A 16,344-nucleotide genomic window follows, 5' to 3' on the forward strand; every position below is an offset into this window, starting at 1 on the left:
AGGGTGATTAAATGTTAATGGCGCTGGATTTGAAAAGAACATATACGGCAATCTTGGATAATGCCTATCAAGTCAGTTATGAAAAAATAGAGAACAAAATTGGGAGTTTAGATTTTACCATGCCACTAGATGATCCTAAAAATGAATTTATTGAAGAAATGCAATGGGTGGAACTGACCGACAATGAGAATGAATATATTGGTTTATATCGCGTGATGCCAACCACAATTAAGAAAGATGCGAACAATAATCAAATTCACTACTCTGCCACAGAAGCATTATGTACCTTAGGTGATACTGTCCTTTTTGGTTGTCACGAAATTAAAAACAAAACAACGAAAGAGGCCATTCAATTTCTATTGAATAAACAAAAAACAAAGCATTGGGTCCTAAAAAAATGTGATTTTTCAAGGAAATTAACCTATAAATGGGAGAATGAAAACGGGCTAGTCGAGCCTTTATTTAGCATCCCAGCCGATTTCGAAGAGGAATATCTTTGGCAATGGAATACAGAGGTCTATCCTTTTGAACTTTCATTAGTCAAACCGCCAACAGAACCAGTTGCGCGAATTCAAGAAGGTTACAACATGCAAGGATTTGAAATAGAACGTAATCCCAAGATGCTAATCAATCGGATTTATCCATTAGGTTCAGGCGAAGGTGTTAACAAAGTCAATATTCGCTCGGTCAATCAAGGGGTTCCGTATTTAGAGAACAAGGCCGCAATTGACCGTTATGGTTTATTGGAGTCAATTTGGGTGGAACAGCGTTTTTCTGATCCCAAGGCATTAAAGGAAAATGCTTTGCGAATGTTAGAAGAATGGACCAAGCCACAAGTTTCTTGGGTAGTGACTGCAGCTGATTTAATTAAATTAACAGATCAACCTTTAGCAATCGATCGTTTGCGGTTGGGCACGGTTATCATGATTAATACGAATGAGTTTGGGAGTGTCAACCTTCGTATCAAAAAAGAAAGTAAAAAAGATGTTTTTGGTGCCCCCCAAGACATTCAGCTAGAGTTGGGAAATCTGCAAGAAACAATTCATAGTACCATGACAGCTTTCAGTCGGAAACAAGAGATTAGCGAAACTTACGCACAAGGGGCGACGACACTTTTAAATCGTTCAATACAAGGAAAACTTAGCAAGACACAGCCAGTGGAGCTGAATTTATACTTTGACGAGGACATTCTTTATATAAACACCGCAGAATTAACGTTCAAGGCAACTGCTAAAGGACCTTCGCATTCTGTAACGAACATTGATTTGGTAGTGGATGGCAAAAAATTACCCCAACTATCATTGCAACAACAACGGCTAAACATTTTGAGTTATTTACGAAAAACAACAGATGGAAAAATCGAACGCGGCAATCACACGCTTCAATTTTTCTCTCATCAGCCACTATGGTTGGATGCTTCGGTCATCTGTCGTGTGTATATTCAATCCCAATTGGGTGGCCAGTTTTAATAAAATAATGAAAACTAGAGGAGTGTGACGAAATGTCAGTAGAACATATTGAAGAATTAGATACCCTGAATCAAGGTCGCCTTAAAATCAATGCAATCTTGGATCAGTCGAATGCATCAGCTGAGAAAGTAGATGCTTACCAAGTCCAGTTAACGAATGGAATTTCTGAAGCGAAAAACATCGCAGATGAAGCTGGCAAAGAAGCCGTACAAATTGCCACCGATGCAGGCAATCAAGCAAATGAAACAGCCAACCAAGCGATGAACAATGCCAAAACAGCCATCACGATGGCAGGAAATGCAGTTTCAACGGCAAATAATAATAAACAAGAATTTGATACTTTACGAAATGATTTCGATCAATTAGTAGCAGAAGCAGGTGATAGTAATCCAGAAATTGTCCAAGCACGCACAGATACACAAGGCATCAAACAAGCTACCTTAGCGAATCGTCTTCAAATTGATTTGAATGACCGTATGACAAAAGCAGATGGTATTTCTTTATTGGCTAAGCCAACCACTGTCAAATTGAAGTTAGACTTTAACGGTAAAACGGCCGGCAATACAGCCACCAATGCAAACAGTTATTCCACTGATTTTACGGCTAAAATTCTTAAGAAGCCAACAGACGTTTGGGAGGAAGTTTCCCAAGCGGACTACAATAAAATGGCCAGCCGTGATGATGAGGGTGTGAAAACAGGTTCCACCCAAAGCGGCGTGATTCCGCAACAATTAGCGGCCTTCAATCTCGTTGAAGCCGCAAAAAAATTAATTCCACAAATGTTTGAAACATTCACAACTGACGAGGCGGTAGCATTTATCCGCCAGAACGTTCAATTTTTTACGATTAATCAACGTGTGAAAGCTGCTGCGCCCAATAATCAAACGATTAAAATCGCTGCGTATTTACCAACTACGGATAATTGGGTAACTCAAATCCAAGAATCAGCAAAAGAGTTCAGCGATTTTTCAATTCAAATCAATGATCAGAATTTTATCACAGATGAAGGTTTCATTTATTTAATGAGCTATACAGACTCATCGAATGGGGTGACGCCAGCCAGCGTAGAAGTTGATTACGTGGGACTTCATATTGGTCTGTCTGTTGATGCCCAAGCGGTTTTAGCGAAGAGTGGTTTTGTTCAAGCAGAGCAACTCAATACCCATGTGGAAAATCAGGATAATCCGCACCAAGTAACCGCTGAACAAGTGGGGCTAGGCAATGTAGAAAATTATGGCTTCGCATCAGACAGCGAAGCAGTCGCGGGAACTTTAACGAGTAAATATATGCACCCGAAAAACGTTGCGGAAGCGATTAAAGGTCAAGCTGTGACACAAACAGGTGATCAAGAGATTGCTGGGGTGAAGAATTTTGTGACTATGCCAACCGTCAATGGTGTGCCTTTGGAATCCTCTAAAATGGCCATTTATGAAGCTAGTGGAGTCGGTGAAGTCGAGGCAAAATATCAGGCGGCCTTTAATAAAGACAATATGAAATTTGTATTAATTAGGGTAGGAAATCGTGTCGATGCATTTGTAAGATGTAATTTGAGTGATCCGACGAAATTGAATAATAATGTGGTTAAAGTGTTTACTGTTCCAACAGGATATACATTATCGACGAAGATTACAAAGGGAATATGGAATTTGGCGTTAACTGCTATGCAATATACATTCCCTCAACCGAATTGTGCAGGTTTATATGAGATGGGAAATCAAGGAATTCTTTTTGGTGCTAACCGTGCTGGAAATATTTACCTCCAAGGAAGTTGGTACACGGACGATCCGTTTCCGACAAAATAACAAGCTAGTTTAGGAGACTTTTTATGGAACGTTATCTCAACACAATAACAATGCTTTTAAGCATTTTCGGTGGGATTGTCGTACGTTTATTAGGCGGATTAGATCAATTGTTGGATGTCTTCCTCTTTTTAATTATTGTCGATTTCATCACAGGTTGGATTAAGGCAATCGCCACAAAAGAATTGTCCAGTCGGATTGGTATGCTCGGAATTGCGAAAAAAGTGACGATGTTATTTGTGGTTGCCGTAGCGGTTCGTGTTGAAAAAGTTGTGGGGAACAATTTGCCAATTCGGGAAATGGTTCTGATTTTTTACATTGCGAACGAAGGACTTTCTTTTTTTGAAAACATTGCGACCTTTATTCCTATGCCGAAAAAGTTAAAAGAGTTATTTATTCAGTTAAAAAATAAAGATGATTAATTAGAAGTGGTCGGGACAAACGTAGAACTTTCGGCTGATCGCCGAAGAAATTACTTCTGTCCCGCCATTTATCTGCAGTTTTAAGCCGTGGAAGGGAAGTCATTTTGATTTTCCTTCCATGGCTTTTTTTAGAAAGGAGTATGCTATGTTTAAAAAATTAATGATTCAACTTGCTTTAGTGATTGGCTTAAGTTTAACGATTCCGATGACAGCTTACGCTTACACCATCGAAGCGGATCCAATCAACTTTACTTATTTTCCAGGCTCTGCAACCAATGAATTAATTGTTTTACATGAATCAGGAAACGAGCGGAACCTAGGACCACACAGTTTAGACAATGAAGTGGCCTATATGAAACGAAATTGGTCAAATGCTTATGTCTCATATTTTGTCGGATCTGGTGGACGAGTGAAACAATTAGCTCCTACTGGCCAAATTCAATATGGCGCAGGTTCTTTAGCTAATCAAAAAGCCTATGCGCAAATCGAATTGGCTCGCACGAATAATGCGACGACATTTAAAAAAGATTATGCTGCCTATGTAAATTTGGCACGTGATTTGGCTCAGAACATTGGTGCTGATTTTTCGCTGGACGATGGAACAGGTTATGGCATAGTCACTCATGATTGGATTACAAAAAATTGGTGGGGAGATCATACAGATCCTTATGGTTATTTAGCGCGTTGGGGGATTAGTAAAGCGCAGTTGGCACAAGATTTACAAACGGGCGTTTCTGAAACAGGTGAGACTGTCATTATTCAGCCAGGTAAACCTAATGCGCCAAAATATCAAGTAGGACAAGCAATTCGTTTCACTTCAATCTATCCAACACCAGATGCTTTAATCAATGAACATCTATCAGCAGAGGCACTTTGGACACAAGTAGGAACAATTACAGCGAAATTACCGGACCGACAAAACCTTTACCGTATTGAAAATAGCGGACATTTGTTAGGTTATGTGAACGACGGCGACATTGCTGAACTTTGGCGCCCGCAAACGAAGAAATCATTTCTAATTGGTGTGGACGAAGGCGTTGTTTTAAGAGCAGGACAACCTAGCCTGTCAGCCCCAATTTATGGTATTTGGCCTAAAAATACTCGCTTTTATTACGATGCGTTTTATATTGCAGATGGGTATGTTTTTATTGGTGGAACAGATACAACAGGCGCGAGAATTTATTTGCCAATCGGACCAAACGATGGCAACGCACAGAATACATGGGGATCATTTACTAGCTAAAAAAAGCCACAAACTCTGATAAAAGCAGAGTTTGTGGCTTTTTTTGCATTTAGCAGAGATTTTGCCAAAGGGAATAAGCAACGGAGACTGCGAAGCTAGGTACTTTTATGCTATAATGACAAAGTTAGTATTATCGGAACTGGAGGAACTATAATGGACGGCATTTTACCGTTATGGAAAGAACGTGGCATGACAAGTCATGACTGCGTATTTAAATTGAGAAAAATTTTACATACCAAAAAAATTGGTCATGGTGGTACGCTAGATCCGGATGTCGAAGGGGTCTTACCCATCTGCGTTGGCAAAGGAACGAAAGTGATCGAATACATGGTAGATTCTGGCAAAACCTATGAAGGTGAAATTACACTTGGATTTGCTACGACAACCGAAGATGTTAGTGGCGAAATTGTTGAAAAAAAACCAGTTACAGCACCTTTGTCAACTGAACAAATCGATCAAGCAATGGCCGAAATGACGGGGGAAATCACACAAATCCCACCGATGTTTTCTGCGGTGAAAGTCAATGGTAAACGTTTATATGAATATGCGCGGAACGGGGAAGAAGTTGAACGGCCCCAACGAAAAGCAATGATTTATTCATTTGAACGCACTAGTGAACCAATTTTTAATGAATCTGCTCAAACACAAAGTTGGCGGTTTAAAGTGGTCTGTGGCAAAGGAACCTATGTGCGGACACTATCCGTGGATACTGGCAAAAAATTAGGCTATCCTGCCCATATGTCGGATTTAACGAGAACGGCAAGTGGCGGTTTGCAAGCTGCGCAATGCTTAACGTTAGAAGAAGTAGCCAAACAAATGGCTGCTGAAACAATCGATCAATGCCTGTTGCCCATTGAGACAGCAGTAGAACAATTCCCACGAATTGATTTATCAGATGAATTGTATCAAAAAGTAAAAAATGGCATGCGTTTGCACAAAAAAGAATTAGGAATAAAGGCAATGCCAGAATCCTTAGTTGCCTTATTTTACCAAAATCAAGTGGTTAGTTTATACATGCCACACCCAACGCATGATAAATTATTGAAACCAAGTAAAGTTCTACGGAACAATTAAATAAAAAAGAAGGAAGTTTTTGCACATGCAAGTTATTCAACTACATCATCCCTATGAACCCAATCAAATTCCTAATGAAGAAGTCGTGATGGTCCTAGGCTTCTTTGACGGTGTTCACAAAGGCCACCAAAAAGTAATTGAAACAGGCAAAAAGATTGCTGAGGAAAAAGGTTTGAAGTTAGCTGTGATGACCTTCAACCAACACCCATCAATCGTTTTTCAAAAAGTTTTACCAGAAAATATGAAATATTTAACTAGCTTGGAACAAAAAGAACGCCTAATGGCCAACTTGGGCGTTGATATTTTATATATTGTCGAATTTACTTCAGCGTTTGCTCAATTAAAACCGCAAGATTTTGTCGATCAGTATATCGTTAATTTAAATAGTGAAGTGGCAGTCTCTGGGTTTGATTATACGTATGGTCCTAAAGAAATCGCTGGAGTCAAACAGTTACCAACGTATGCGCAAGGCCGTTTTGAAGTGGTGACAGTACCAAAAGAAGAAATGACTGGTGCCAAAATTAGCTCAACAAGAATTCGCGAAAAAATGGAAGCCGGCGAAATGGAGGAGGTCACGGAGTTGTTAGGATATATTTATGAAACAGAAGGAACAGTTGTCCATGGCGATGCTCGTGGCCGTTTATTGGGTTTCCCGACCGCTAATGTCAAAGTGAAAAGCACCGTGCGCTTACCAAGAATTGGCGTCTATGCTGTGCAAATCGAAGTTGGTGGCAAATGGTATGTCGGCATGGGCTCAATTGGTCATAATGACACCTTTGGAGAAGGACGCGATTTAACCGTGGAAGTCTATATTTTGGACTTCCATCAAGACATCTATGGCGAACAAGTGGTGGTTCGTTGGAATCATTATTTACGTGACCAAGTGAAATTCAATGGGGCTGAAGCCTTAATCGACCAATTAAAACAAGATGAACGAGATACGGCTGACTATTTCCAACAATCTGAGGACAAATAATGAAGATTCGTCAAGAAAAACCTGCAGAGTATCAAGCTGTAGAGCGTTTAACGTATCAAGCGTTCAAGGAATTAAACTTGACCGAAAACTGGCGTCCCACAGAGCATTTTATCGTGCATTTATTAAGAGAAAGTGCCGACTTTATTCCGGAGTTGTCCTTAGTCTCAGAAACTGATCAAGGAAAATTAACGGGTCATATTATGTCTTCAAAAGCCAAACTACGATTACCTGATCATACAGAAAAGGCTGTTTTGACCGTTGGGCCGCTAAGTGTCCATCCAGAAGCACAGAACACGGGCGTAGGCTCAGCGTTAATTAAGCATTCTGTGCAGAAGGCCAAAGAATTAGGCGTCGGCGGATTGATTATCCTGGGCCATCCAACTTACTATACGAAGTTTGGTTTTGTTCCAGCGACTACTTTTCAGATTACGTTACCGGAAAAAGAAACATCAGAAGCATTATTGGCTTTGGAATTACTGCCAGGTTATTTTGGCACAAGTGGTGGGGAGTGGCATTTTTCAACATGCTTTGCTTATCCAGAAACACACCCTGCAGAATTAGAAGCCTTTGAAGCAGACCTCGGAATAAATGAATAAAGAATAATAAGACGCGACAACTACTAGTTAAGTACTGGTGGTTGTCGCGTCTTTACTACTTTTTATTACAAAGTAGTTGACAGAACCGGTACTCAGTATTATTATGTAGTGGTACATAGTACTAAAGAGTAGTTTAGGGAGGAAAAGCAGTGAAGCAGACAGAGTTGCTAAAAGGCATTTTAGAAGGTTTAGTTTTAGCCATCATCCAAAGGAAAGAAACATATGGTTATGAAATTACAAAAATTTTAAATGACCAAGGGTTTACTGAAATTGTTGAAGGAACCGTTTATACGATTTTACTGCGTTTAGAAAAAAATCAATGGGTTATAGCTGAAAAAAAGCCTTCAGAAAAAGGGCCAATGCGGAAGTTCTATCGCTTAACCTCATCAGGAGAAGCAGAACTCGCTGATTTTTGGCAGCGGTGGACGTTGCTTTCAAAACAAGTAAACAAGATGAAAAAAATGGAGGGATAGAGCATGTCAAATTTTAAAGCGTTGATCAAAAAAGTTGTTGGGGATAAAAAAGAGTACAAAGAATATAAACGACGGATTGCAGCATTACCAGCAGAGTATCGACAAGTATTTCAAGAAATTGAAAAATATGCATGGCATTTTTCAGATCATAGCGGAGCCAATATGTTCAATGCGTTGACTGATTTACTTGATTTATTTGAAGAAGGAGCTGCTAACGGAACACCTATCAAAAATATTACGGGAGAAAAAGTAGGTGATTTTGCTGAAACAATTGTCAATGAAGTCGCTGGCAAATGGACCGATAAACAGAAAGAAAAACTGAATCATCAATTTTCTAAACAATAGTCAAAACAAAAAAAAGAGAATAAACATGGTTGAAAATTTTTTTAAAGAAGGAAAGTTGCTAGTTATTCCCAAGAAAAATGCGAAAAAAGTCCAAGTGTTTCAACGTGTGGCCAACCAATTTGAATTTGGGAAAGAATATACGGAAAAAGAAGTCAATCATCGACTTAGAGAAATCTATGAAGATTATGCACTTTTGAGACGGTATTTAGTAGATTATCAGTATTTAGAAAGAGATAAGTTTGGAAAAATTTATCAAAAATGTGAGCAACACACAAAAATTATATAAATGGCTTTTTTTAAAAGTAGCGAAACTAGGTGAAATGAACCAAGTCTAGCTACTTTTTGTTATGTAAGCTTAGTAATAGTTCTATAAAAAACTCTCTATTTGTTTTCTAACTCAGACTGGTAAGATTGATTTAATTAGAAAAAGATAGAGGTGAGAGAATGAATCTACGTACTTTAGGTCTAACAAAAATTCTTTTGACCTTTATTATATTAAGTGTTATTGGCGCGTTAATGATTTATAGCGCCAGTAGTTATGACTTGTTGATGCAAGGCGTGAAGCCCACTGCTGTGTTTATTAAACAAGGCATTATTATGTGTCTCAGCTGGGTGCTAATGTTCGTGATCTACAAAGTTCGACTAGAAGTGTTATTTAATAAAAAAATTGCGATTGGTCTGCTTTTAGTTTCGGTACTATTACTGTTAATGGTTCGACTACCTTTTTTTGGTGTAGCAGCGAATGGCGCACAACGTTGGATTTCTCTCTTTGGAATCCAATTTCAGCCATCAGAACTTTGTAATTTTGCGATTATTTATTACTTGAGCTGTTATTTAGGTGAAAAAGAAAATGGCTTGACAACGAAGCAGTTAAGAAAACAATGGCTGTTTGTTTTGGTCGTTGCATTTTTAGTTTTAATTCAACCCAAAGTTGGCGGGGCTATTCTCATTTTAGTTATTGGCAGTGTCTTGATTTTCTCAGCAAGTATTCATGCAAAATTTAGTGTAATTGCTGCGGGGATTGTCGTTGCTAGCGCGGCGTTTCTTTCTAAAATAATTATTTTTCTAGGCGATCACCGCTACTTACCACATTTTTTTGCGCATGTGTATGACCGCTTAGTTGTTTTGAAAAATCCGTTTTTATCCTTTCATGATCGCGGATTTCAGCCTTCAATGGCCTATTTAGCAATGTATAACGGTGGGTTTTGGGGCACTGGATTAGCCAATGGCATGGTAAAAAAAGGTGGCTTGCCAGAAGGTCAAACCGATTTTATTTTTGCGGTGATTGTGGAAGAACTTGGTTTGATTGGCGGCTTACTATTACTATTTCTTTTGTTATTTTTAGCGGCCTCGATTTTGCGGAGTAGTTGTGTAATAAAAAATCATTGTTACGGCTTGTTTTTGTTAGGAGTTGGGACCTTGATTTTAGCTCAAACGGCGATTAACATTGGTGGCGTTTTGGGTTTGATTCCAATGACGGGAATTCCTTTACCGTTTGTTAGTTACGGTGGGACAAGTTATTTAATCTTTTCAGTGGCATTAGGAATCGTCATTAAAATTATTGCAAACGAAAGGCGGCAGTTAAATGGTCAATACAAAAAAATTCAACTTACATCTTAATTATGATTTATTATTGCCCATTTTTTTACTCACACTTTTATCTTCTGGTGTGCAATATTGGATTGCCGTTAATGAAGGAAAAGACGGAACTGTGCCAGCATTAAAACAACTTTTCTTTATTTTTGTTGGCTATGCAGGCATGTTTTTAGCTAGTCGGCTGTCACAGAAATTTATTTGGAAAGTAGCTCCTTTTTTCTATGGGTTTTCATTAATCTTAATGAGTGCTTTGTATTTTTCCTATGACAAAGGAATGTATTTATTGACGGGCACAAAGCGCTGGTTAGATTTAGGGTTTATTAAATTTCAGCCATCAGAAATTGCGAAAATTGCGTTTATTTTAATGTTGGCAAAAATTATTGTCCAACACGAGCAACAAGACTGGTCCGATAAATGGCGTTCAGACAAGCAACTTCTAAAAAAAATCGTTGCGGTTAGTGTCCCTGTTTTTTTCTTGATGGCGGTACAAAAAGATTTTGGAACATCCCTTGTTTTCGTAACGATTATTCTATCTCTTTTAGTTATTTCAGGAATTGATCGCAAAATTTTAATCATTATTTTCAGTGCTTTAGCAACGTTAGGCGTGGTCTTGATTCTGTTAGTCTTTACAGAGTGGGGGCACAAAGTACTCTTCTTTTTACATTTTAAACAATATCAATTGGATCGAATTTTAGCATGGATTCATCCCTATGATTATGTCGATAAAATCTCCTATCAACAAGTACAAGGTTTATTGGCAATTGGTTCGGGTGGTTTATTTGGCAAGGGTGTGCATGGGATTGAAGTGTATGTTCCTGTTCGTGAGTCTGATATGGTTTTTACTTTTATCGGGGAAGCCTGGGGCTTTGTGGGCAGTGCCACTGTTGTTTTTCTCTATTTTTACTTGTTTTATCAAGTTTTAGTAGCTGGCTTGCGGAGCAATTCGCGTTTCTGTATGTACATCTGTGTCGCCCTTATTTTTTCGCTGGTCTTTCAAACGGTGGAGAATATCGGTGCGGTGATTGGACTGTTGCCGTTAAAAGGCATTCCGCTTCCGTTTTTAAGTCAAGGAGGCACTTCGTTAGTGATGGCTATCACTTCTTTAGGATTTGTCAAAGGAAGAGAAGCCGCTACCTGAAAACACAAATAAAAACCAAGACTGGAACTCGCTTGCCGACAAGCTCTAGTCTTGGTTTTTACTATTGAAATTGTTTTTGGCATTCAGCCAAAAGTTGTTGAAGTTGTCGACTCATGTAACGTTCTTTTAAATAATAAACTGCCATGTTTCGTTTAGGTAGTTCTTGGTAAGTCAGTGTATGGATCGAATTGTCTAAAAGTTGAATATTTGTGTATTCGGGGACAATAGCGAAACTATCGGAATGAGACACCAAATGAGTAATAAGCGAAAGAGTATCCACTTGAATGACTTTCTCTGGAGAAAAATTAGAAAACGTAGTATCTAGCCAATTGGTTAATTTGTTTTGCTCGGAAAATTCGGTATTTAAACGGACGAAGGGGTACATTGTTAGTTCTTTTAAAATTTCTTCCGTCGTAGCTTTTGCCAAAGCTGGATGATCGTTTCTTAAAATGAATTGATAATTTGCTGTAAATAAATCAATTTTACCAATATGTTCAGGTAATGGTAAGTCAGCAAAGGAAATACCAAAATCTGCATCCATTGTTTCCAAGGATTGAAGAATATTTTCTGTAATAATAGTGTGGACTTGTAAGTTGGATGAACGATCCGTTAATGTTGTCATTAGTAAGTCATTCAATTTATATTCTAAATCACAGAGATAAGTGGCTACATAAATATGGTTGGAAGAATGATTAATTTCTTTTAGCTCTTCTTCAATTGAGACCAACTCATTGGTGATGCGCCAACAATATTTTTCTAAAATTAATCCAGCTGGTGTTAAGGTGGTAGTTTGGCCTTGGCGATTAAAAAGTTCAGCGCCTAACGTTGCTTCAAGAATTTTTATTTGCTTACTTAATGCAGCTTGAGAAATTGCTAAATTTTCGGCTGCTTTAGTAAATTGTTTCACTTTGCATAACTCTAAAAAATAATGTAAACGAAATAGTTCCATGGGAATTCCTCCTTTTTCTATTCCTAGAATAAATAACGTAATTGTTCAAATAAATAACGGTGTGCTTCACAATGTCCGTGATGATTATTCTGAACTAAATAGATGGCTCGTTCTGGACTATCTTCCAGAGGAATACCAACTAAGTTACGTCTGTTTAGTTCATCAGTGAGTGAATAGGGAAGGATGCTACAGGCTTTTTCTCGTTGGACCATGTCTAAGACTAAATGAAGAGAAGGAAGTTCGATGACGATTTGCCGATTTTCCCAATTGATTTTACGTTCCCAACGTTTAAACACTTTTTTTTCATATACTTGATCGGAATATGCAGCAAAAGGTAAAGAACGAATTTCGTCAATCGTTACGCTATCGGCATGGGCTAAAGGATGATTTTTATTGACACAAAGGAGATAGCTTTCTGTATAAATTAATTCTTTCTCTAATGGAATCGAGGTATCCAAAAATATCCCAATCCCAATGTCAATTAAATCTGTTTCCAAGGCTGTTTCAAGATCGTAATAATACTTAAAATCAATACTTACATACGGATAGGATTGATTAAATAACAACAAGACTTCTCCAAATGCTTTATCTATATCAATTAAGTTTGTTCCAATCCGAATGGTCGTTGTCGATCCTTGGGTCACTAATTCATTAATCTCTTCTTGCGCTTCCTTAATGAGTGCAAAAATCATCTCTGTTCGCTTGGCGACGACTTCGCCTGCTGGAGAAAGCCGACAATATTTCTTGTCTCTTAAAATTAATGAAGCACCTAATTCACGTTCCAACTCCTTGAGCTGGGTACTTAAATAAGGTTGACTCGTATGGAGCTTTTGAGAAGCTAAAGTAAAACTCGCATACTTTGAAACTGCCATAAAATATTCTAGTTGTTGTAATTTCATTTTCCTCACCGCCGTTTCTTTAACTATACAAAAAATAGCAGAAGAAAAGCTTCTCGACAAGGCTATCTGACGGTCTTTAGATTAATTTAACCAGTTATGATTCTATGAATAAATACGAATCATACCAGAAAACCATAGTAAATAAGCGGATTATTTTTCTTTTTGTTACTGAAGGGACAAAAAGTTATCTGCTAAAAACTTTTTCTATATCGTTATTTTTTCAAGGAAGAATTATACTTGCTGTTGTAATTAAATAAGATTTGTTAGGTGAGGCTCCTATACAAACATAGGCTACTGCCCAAAAATGTCGAGAGACGCCAATGGGTAGAACAGGAACTGTCGAATGAAGGCTTTTCTTAAGGTAGCTAAAAGCAATCGCTTTTTACGTTGTATAGTGCTAAAGCTCAACGATAAGAACGATTATTCTTTGACACGTTGAGTTTTCAGCGTGTTTTTTTTGTGGAAAGGGTGAGGAAAATGGAAGATGAACCGATCGTCAATTCAAGTCAACAACAGATAAATGAGGTGAAAGAAAATGGAAAAGAAAATGCGTCACTTGGGCCATGACTATAGTTACAAAAAGTTTGCCCATTCAGAAGTAGAAAAAGTTTTACAACGTTTCGGCTCAACTTGGGATGGCATTAAACACCAAGATATTGAAGAATTACAAGAACGTTATGGCCGCAACAAAATTATGAATGAAAAAAAAGCTTCACGGCTGCGACTTTTTATAAAATCGTATATCACGCCGTTTACTTTGGTGTTATTAGCACTAGCAACGATTTCATTTTTTACAGAATATGTCTATGCTGCGCCAGAGGAAAAAGATGTTACTGGCGTGTTAATCATGTTAGCGATGGTCATCTTAAGCGGCACGATGAGTTTTGTCCAATCAGTCAAATCAAGCAATGCAGTTGAAAAATTACAAAATATGATTAAAGTTACAGCGACAGTCATTCGTGACAAGAAGCAAATGGAAATTCCTATTGAGGAAGTTGTGTGTGGCGACTTGGTCCAACTATCCGCTGGCGATATGATTCCAGCCGATTTACGTTTAATCCAATCTAAGGACTTATTTGTTTCCCAATCATCCTTGACTGGAGAGAGTTTTCCCATTGAAAAACACGCGACTCATCAAAAAGATAGTGATCAAATTGATACAGAATACGACAATCTTTTGTTTTTAGGAACAAATGTAATTAGTGGCACTGGTTTGGGCATTGTCATTAAAGTTGGTAATCAAACTTTATTCGGACGGATGGCTTCTGATAACGGAGAAGAGCAGCAACAGACGAGTTTTGAAACAGGAATTAATAAAACAACCTGGGTGCTGATTCGCTTTATGTTGGTCATTACGCCAACTGTTTTTCTAATTAATGGGTTAACAAAAGGCAATTGGGTGGAAGCGTTAATGTTTGCGATTGCCACAGCTGTCGGCTTGACACCAGAAATGTTACCTATGATTGTAACAACCAATTTAGTCAAAGGTTCTCGAGAAATGGCTAAAGAAGGCACGATTATGAAAAATGTCAATGCCATTCAAAATTTTGGCGGGATGGATGTACTTTGTACGGATAAAACAGGTACCTTAACACAAGATAAAGTAATTTTAGAATACCACTATAATATTGGTTGCCAAGAAGATCAAAAAGTCTTGGATTTAGCATTTCTAAACAGTTATTTTCAAACAGGTTTGCGTAATTTAATGGATAACGCCGTTATTCAAGCGGCAACACAAGAAAGTGATATACAATCAGATGATTTTTATAAAGTAGATGAAATTCCTTTCGATTTCAATCGACGTCGAATGAGCGTGATTATCAAAGAGTTTAAAACGCGAGAAACACGCTTAATTACCAAAGGTGCGGTTGAAGAAATGCTCTTGGTCTGCACACAGGTACTTTTAGATGGCGAAATTGTGCCTTTAACAGAGACGCTGCGTCAAAAAATTACCAAAGACGTTGAAGCTTTAAATCGAGATGGTTTGCGCGTTCTAGCAATTGCCGATAAAAAAGTCGAAGCGGCTGAATGGGAGTATACAACTAAAGATGAATCAGAGTTGATTTTACAAGGTTATCTTGCCTTCTTGGATCCGCCAAAAGAAACAGCAGCGGCAGCTATTCACGCCTTGCATCAACATAATGTAGCTGTGAAAGTATTAACGGGGGACAATCAGTATGTGACGCATTCTGTTTGTAAAGAAGTTGGTCTGGCTGGCGAAAAAATTATTACAGGAAATGAACTTCAACAATTAAACCAAGAAGAATTAAGAAAAACCGTTCAAGCGTATAATATTTTCGCCAAAATTACGCCTGACCAAAAAGTTCGTATTGTAAATGCGTTAACTGAAAATGGTCAAACTGTTGGCTTTTTAGGTGATGGAATAAATGATGCTGGAGCAATGCGTGCTGCTGATGTAGGAATCTCTGTTGATACAGCTGTCGATGTGGCGAAAGAATCGGCGGATGTAATTTTATTGAGAAAAGATTTAATGGTTTTGGAAAAAGGGATTTTATCTGGACGGCGCGTGTTTACGAACACGATGAAGTACGTCAAATTAACAGCAAGTTCTAATTTTGGCAATGTTTTTTCCGTGATCCCAGCAAGTATCTTTTTACCATTTTTACCGATTGCTCCGATTCAATCGCTATTATTAAATCTAATTTACGATACTTCATGTATGTCAGTTCCTTGGGACAAAGTAGATGAAGAATACGTAGAAAAACCAAAAAAATGGGAACCAAAATCAATTGGTAATTTTATGCGTTGGTTTGGCCCAACGAGTTCTATTTTTGATATTGTTACCTATTTATTTATGTATTTCATTGTGTGTCCGGCTATCCTAGGTGGCTCATTCTTTGAATTAAATGGAGCAGATCAATTGCTCTTTATCGGTATTTTCCATGCAGGGTGGTTCATTGAGTCCTTATGGTCCCAAATGCTCGTCTTGCATTTCCTACGAACAGAAAAAATGCCTTTCCTTCAAAGTAGTGCTTCTGGAATTATGACGTTAGTCACTACAGCAGGGATTGTTCTCGGAACTGTTTTACCCTTTACCGCTTTCGGTGCAGAACTAGGATTTGTCGGTTTATCACCAAGCTATTTCTTGTATTTAATCCCGACAATTGTTGCTTATTTAGCACTGGTTGCGTTCATTAAAGTTTTATACGTCAAACGTTACGGTCAATTACTGTAACTGATTTGTACTATTATATATAGAAAAATTTTTTTACTTTTCTTTCAAGGTTGAGGAGGTGTCGGTTTTTATGACAGCTCCTCTTTGTTGTTTTAAGTGACTGTGCGAATTTTTTTATGGATTTATTTGTCATTTACAGTTAGTATGGCTAGTAGAGACTTTCCAAAAA

Annotated in this window: 15 protein-coding genes and 1 riboswitch; of the genes, 13 read left to right on the top strand and 2 right to left on the bottom strand. The window is 38.0% G+C overall.

Features of this window, described 5'->3' with window-relative positions; all coding sequences use genetic code 11:
• The first annotated feature begins 11 nt into the window (after window positions 1–11).
• From IGL48_RS05395 to IGL48_RS05450, 12 genes are all read left to right on the top strand, one after another.
• A complete protein-coding gene (locus IGL48_RS05395; RefSeq protein WP_010824574.1) occupies window positions 12–1,469 on the top strand; it encodes a phage tail protein in 1,458 nt (485 codons plus the stop codon).
• 32 nt (window positions 1,470–1,501) lie between these two features.
• Entirely contained in the window at window positions 1,502–3,271 is a 1,770-nt protein-coding gene (locus IGL48_RS05400) for a hypothetical protein (RefSeq protein ID WP_010824575.1), read from the top strand.
• A 23-nt stretch (window positions 3,272–3,294) separates the two neighbouring features.
• Window positions 3,295–3,690, top strand: coding sequence for a phage holin family protein (locus tag IGL48_RS05405; RefSeq protein ID WP_002357842.1), 396 nt, complete (start codon window positions 3,295–3,297; stop codon window positions 3,688–3,690).
• A gap of 118 nt (window positions 3,691–3,808) precedes the next feature.
• Complete coding sequence (locus IGL48_RS05410) at window positions 3,809–4,933, top strand: SH3 domain-containing protein (RefSeq protein ID WP_048949615.1); 1,125 nt, start codon at window positions 3,809–3,811, stop codon at window positions 4,931–4,933.
• 153 nt (window positions 4,934–5,086) lie between these two features.
• Complete coding sequence (truB, locus tag IGL48_RS05415; RefSeq protein WP_002406331.1) at window positions 5,087–6,007, top strand: tRNA pseudouridine(55) synthase TruB; 921 nt, start codon at window positions 5,087–5,089, stop codon at window positions 6,005–6,007.
• Between the two features lie 25 nt (window positions 6,008–6,032).
• Complete coding sequence (ribF, locus tag IGL48_RS05420; RefSeq protein ID WP_010824577.1) at window positions 6,033–6,983, top strand: riboflavin biosynthesis protein RibF; 951 nt, start codon at window positions 6,033–6,035, stop codon at window positions 6,981–6,983.
• Window positions 6,983–7,579 carry a GNAT family N-acetyltransferase gene (locus tag IGL48_RS05425; RefSeq protein WP_010824578.1) on the top strand — a complete coding sequence of 199 codons (597 nt, stop codon included), beginning with the start codon at window positions 6,983–6,985 and terminating at the stop codon, window positions 7,577–7,579. The genes ribF and IGL48_RS05425 overlap by 1 nt, the downstream gene beginning before the upstream one ends.
• A gap of 149 nt (window positions 7,580–7,728) precedes the next feature.
• Window positions 7,729–8,052, top strand: coding sequence for a PadR family transcriptional regulator (locus IGL48_RS05430; protein ID WP_002357837.1), 324 nt, complete (start codon window positions 7,729–7,731; stop codon window positions 8,050–8,052).
• A gap of 3 nt (window positions 8,053–8,055) precedes the next feature.
• On the top strand, window positions 8,056–8,397 hold the full coding sequence (locus IGL48_RS05435; RefSeq protein ID WP_002357836.1) for a DUF1048 domain-containing protein: 342 nt from the start codon (window positions 8,056–8,058) through the stop codon (window positions 8,395–8,397).
• 25 nt (window positions 8,398–8,422) lie between these two features.
• Window positions 8,423–8,683 (top strand): DUF2087 domain-containing protein, encoded by a 261-nt coding sequence (locus IGL48_RS05440; RefSeq protein ID WP_048949616.1) that lies wholly within the window; start codon window positions 8,423–8,425, stop codon window positions 8,681–8,683.
• Window positions 8,684–8,841: 158 nt separating this feature from the next.
• Complete coding sequence (locus tag IGL48_RS05445; protein ID WP_048949617.1) at window positions 8,842–10,017, top strand: FtsW/RodA/SpoVE family cell cycle protein; 1,176 nt, start codon at window positions 8,842–8,844, stop codon at window positions 10,015–10,017.
• Window positions 9,983–11,131: an FtsW/RodA/SpoVE family cell cycle protein gene (locus IGL48_RS05450; RefSeq protein WP_002357833.1), complete on the top strand. Its 1,149-nt coding sequence runs from the start codon at window positions 9,983–9,985 to the stop codon at window positions 11,129–11,131. Before IGL48_RS05445 ends, IGL48_RS05450 begins: the two co-directional genes overlap by 35 nt.
• 61 nt (window positions 11,132–11,192) lie before the next feature.
• Here IGL48_RS05450 and IGL48_RS05455 read toward each other — a convergent pair whose 3' ends face one another.
• Window positions 11,193–12,080: a LysR family transcriptional regulator gene (locus IGL48_RS05455; protein WP_002357832.1), complete on the bottom strand. Its 888-nt coding sequence runs from the start codon at window positions 12,078–12,080 to the stop codon at window positions 11,193–11,195.
• A 23-nt stretch (window positions 12,081–12,103) separates the two neighbouring features.
• On the bottom strand, window positions 12,104–12,979 hold the full coding sequence (locus IGL48_RS05460; protein WP_240214304.1) for a LysR family transcriptional regulator: 876 nt from the start codon (window positions 12,977–12,979) through the stop codon (window positions 12,104–12,106).
• A gap of 252 nt (window positions 12,980–13,231) precedes the next feature.
• Window positions 13,232–13,402: riboswitch (M-box (ykoK) riboswitch) on the top strand.
• A 112-nt stretch (window positions 13,403–13,514) separates the two neighbouring features.
• Between IGL48_RS05460 and mgtA the strand changes: the two genes are divergently transcribed.
• Window positions 13,515–16,175, top strand: a complete 2,661-nt coding sequence (gene mgtA / locus IGL48_RS05465; RefSeq protein WP_282853327.1) for a magnesium-translocating P-type ATPase — start codon at window positions 13,515–13,517, stop codon at window positions 16,173–16,175.
• The last annotated feature ends 169 nt before the right edge of the window (window positions 16,176–16,344 follow it).

The sequence above is a fragment of the Enterococcus sp. DIV1090 genome (genome assembly GCF_050537975.1).
Lineage (GTDB): Bacteria > Bacillota > Bacilli > Lactobacillales > Enterococcaceae > Enterococcus > Enterococcus faecalis.

Bases quoted from the DNA above. Each gene is read 5' to 3' on its own strand.
- IGL48_RS05455 (WP_002357832.1), bottom strand. From the start codon at position 12,080: ATGGAACTATTTCGTTTACATTATTTTTTAGAGTTATGCAAAGTGAAA.
- IGL48_RS05425 (WP_010824578.1), top strand. From the start codon at position 6,983: ATGAAGATTCGTCAAGAAAAACCTGCAGAGTATCAAGCTGTAGAGCGT.
- ribF (WP_010824577.1), top strand. From the start codon at position 6,033: ATGCAAGTTATTCAACTACATCATCCCTATGAACCCAATCAAATTCCT.
- IGL48_RS05405 (WP_002357842.1), top strand. From the start codon at position 3,295: ATGGAACGTTATCTCAACACAATAACAATGCTTTTAAGCATTTTCGGT.
- IGL48_RS05440 (WP_048949616.1), top strand. From the start codon at position 8,423: ATGGTTGAAAATTTTTTTAAAGAAGGAAAGTTGCTAGTTATTCCCAAG.
- IGL48_RS05445 (WP_048949617.1), top strand. From the start codon at position 8,842: ATGAATCTACGTACTTTAGGTCTAACAAAAATTCTTTTGACCTTTATT.
- IGL48_RS05450 (WP_002357833.1), top strand. From the start codon at position 9,983: ATGGTCAATACAAAAAAATTCAACTTACATCTTAATTATGATTTATTA.
- mgtA (WP_282853327.1), top strand. From the start codon at position 13,515: ATGGAAAAGAAAATGCGTCACTTGGGCCATGACTATAGTTACAAAAAG.
- truB (WP_002406331.1), top strand. From the start codon at position 5,087: ATGGACGGCATTTTACCGTTATGGAAAGAACGTGGCATGACAAGTCAT.
- IGL48_RS05460 (WP_240214304.1), bottom strand. From the start codon at position 12,979: ATGAAATTACAACAACTAGAATATTTTATGGCAGTTTCAAAGTATGCG.
- IGL48_RS05435 (WP_002357836.1), top strand. From the start codon at position 8,056: ATGTCAAATTTTAAAGCGTTGATCAAAAAAGTTGTTGGGGATAAAAAA.
- IGL48_RS05410 (WP_048949615.1), top strand. From the start codon at position 3,809: ATGGCTTTTTTTAGAAAGGAGTATGCTATGTTTAAAAAATTAATGATT.
- IGL48_RS05400 (WP_010824575.1), top strand. From the start codon at position 1,502: ATGTCAGTAGAACATATTGAAGAATTAGATACCCTGAATCAAGGTCGC.
- IGL48_RS05395 (WP_010824574.1), top strand. From the start codon at position 12: ATGTTAATGGCGCTGGATTTGAAAAGAACATATACGGCAATCTTGGAT.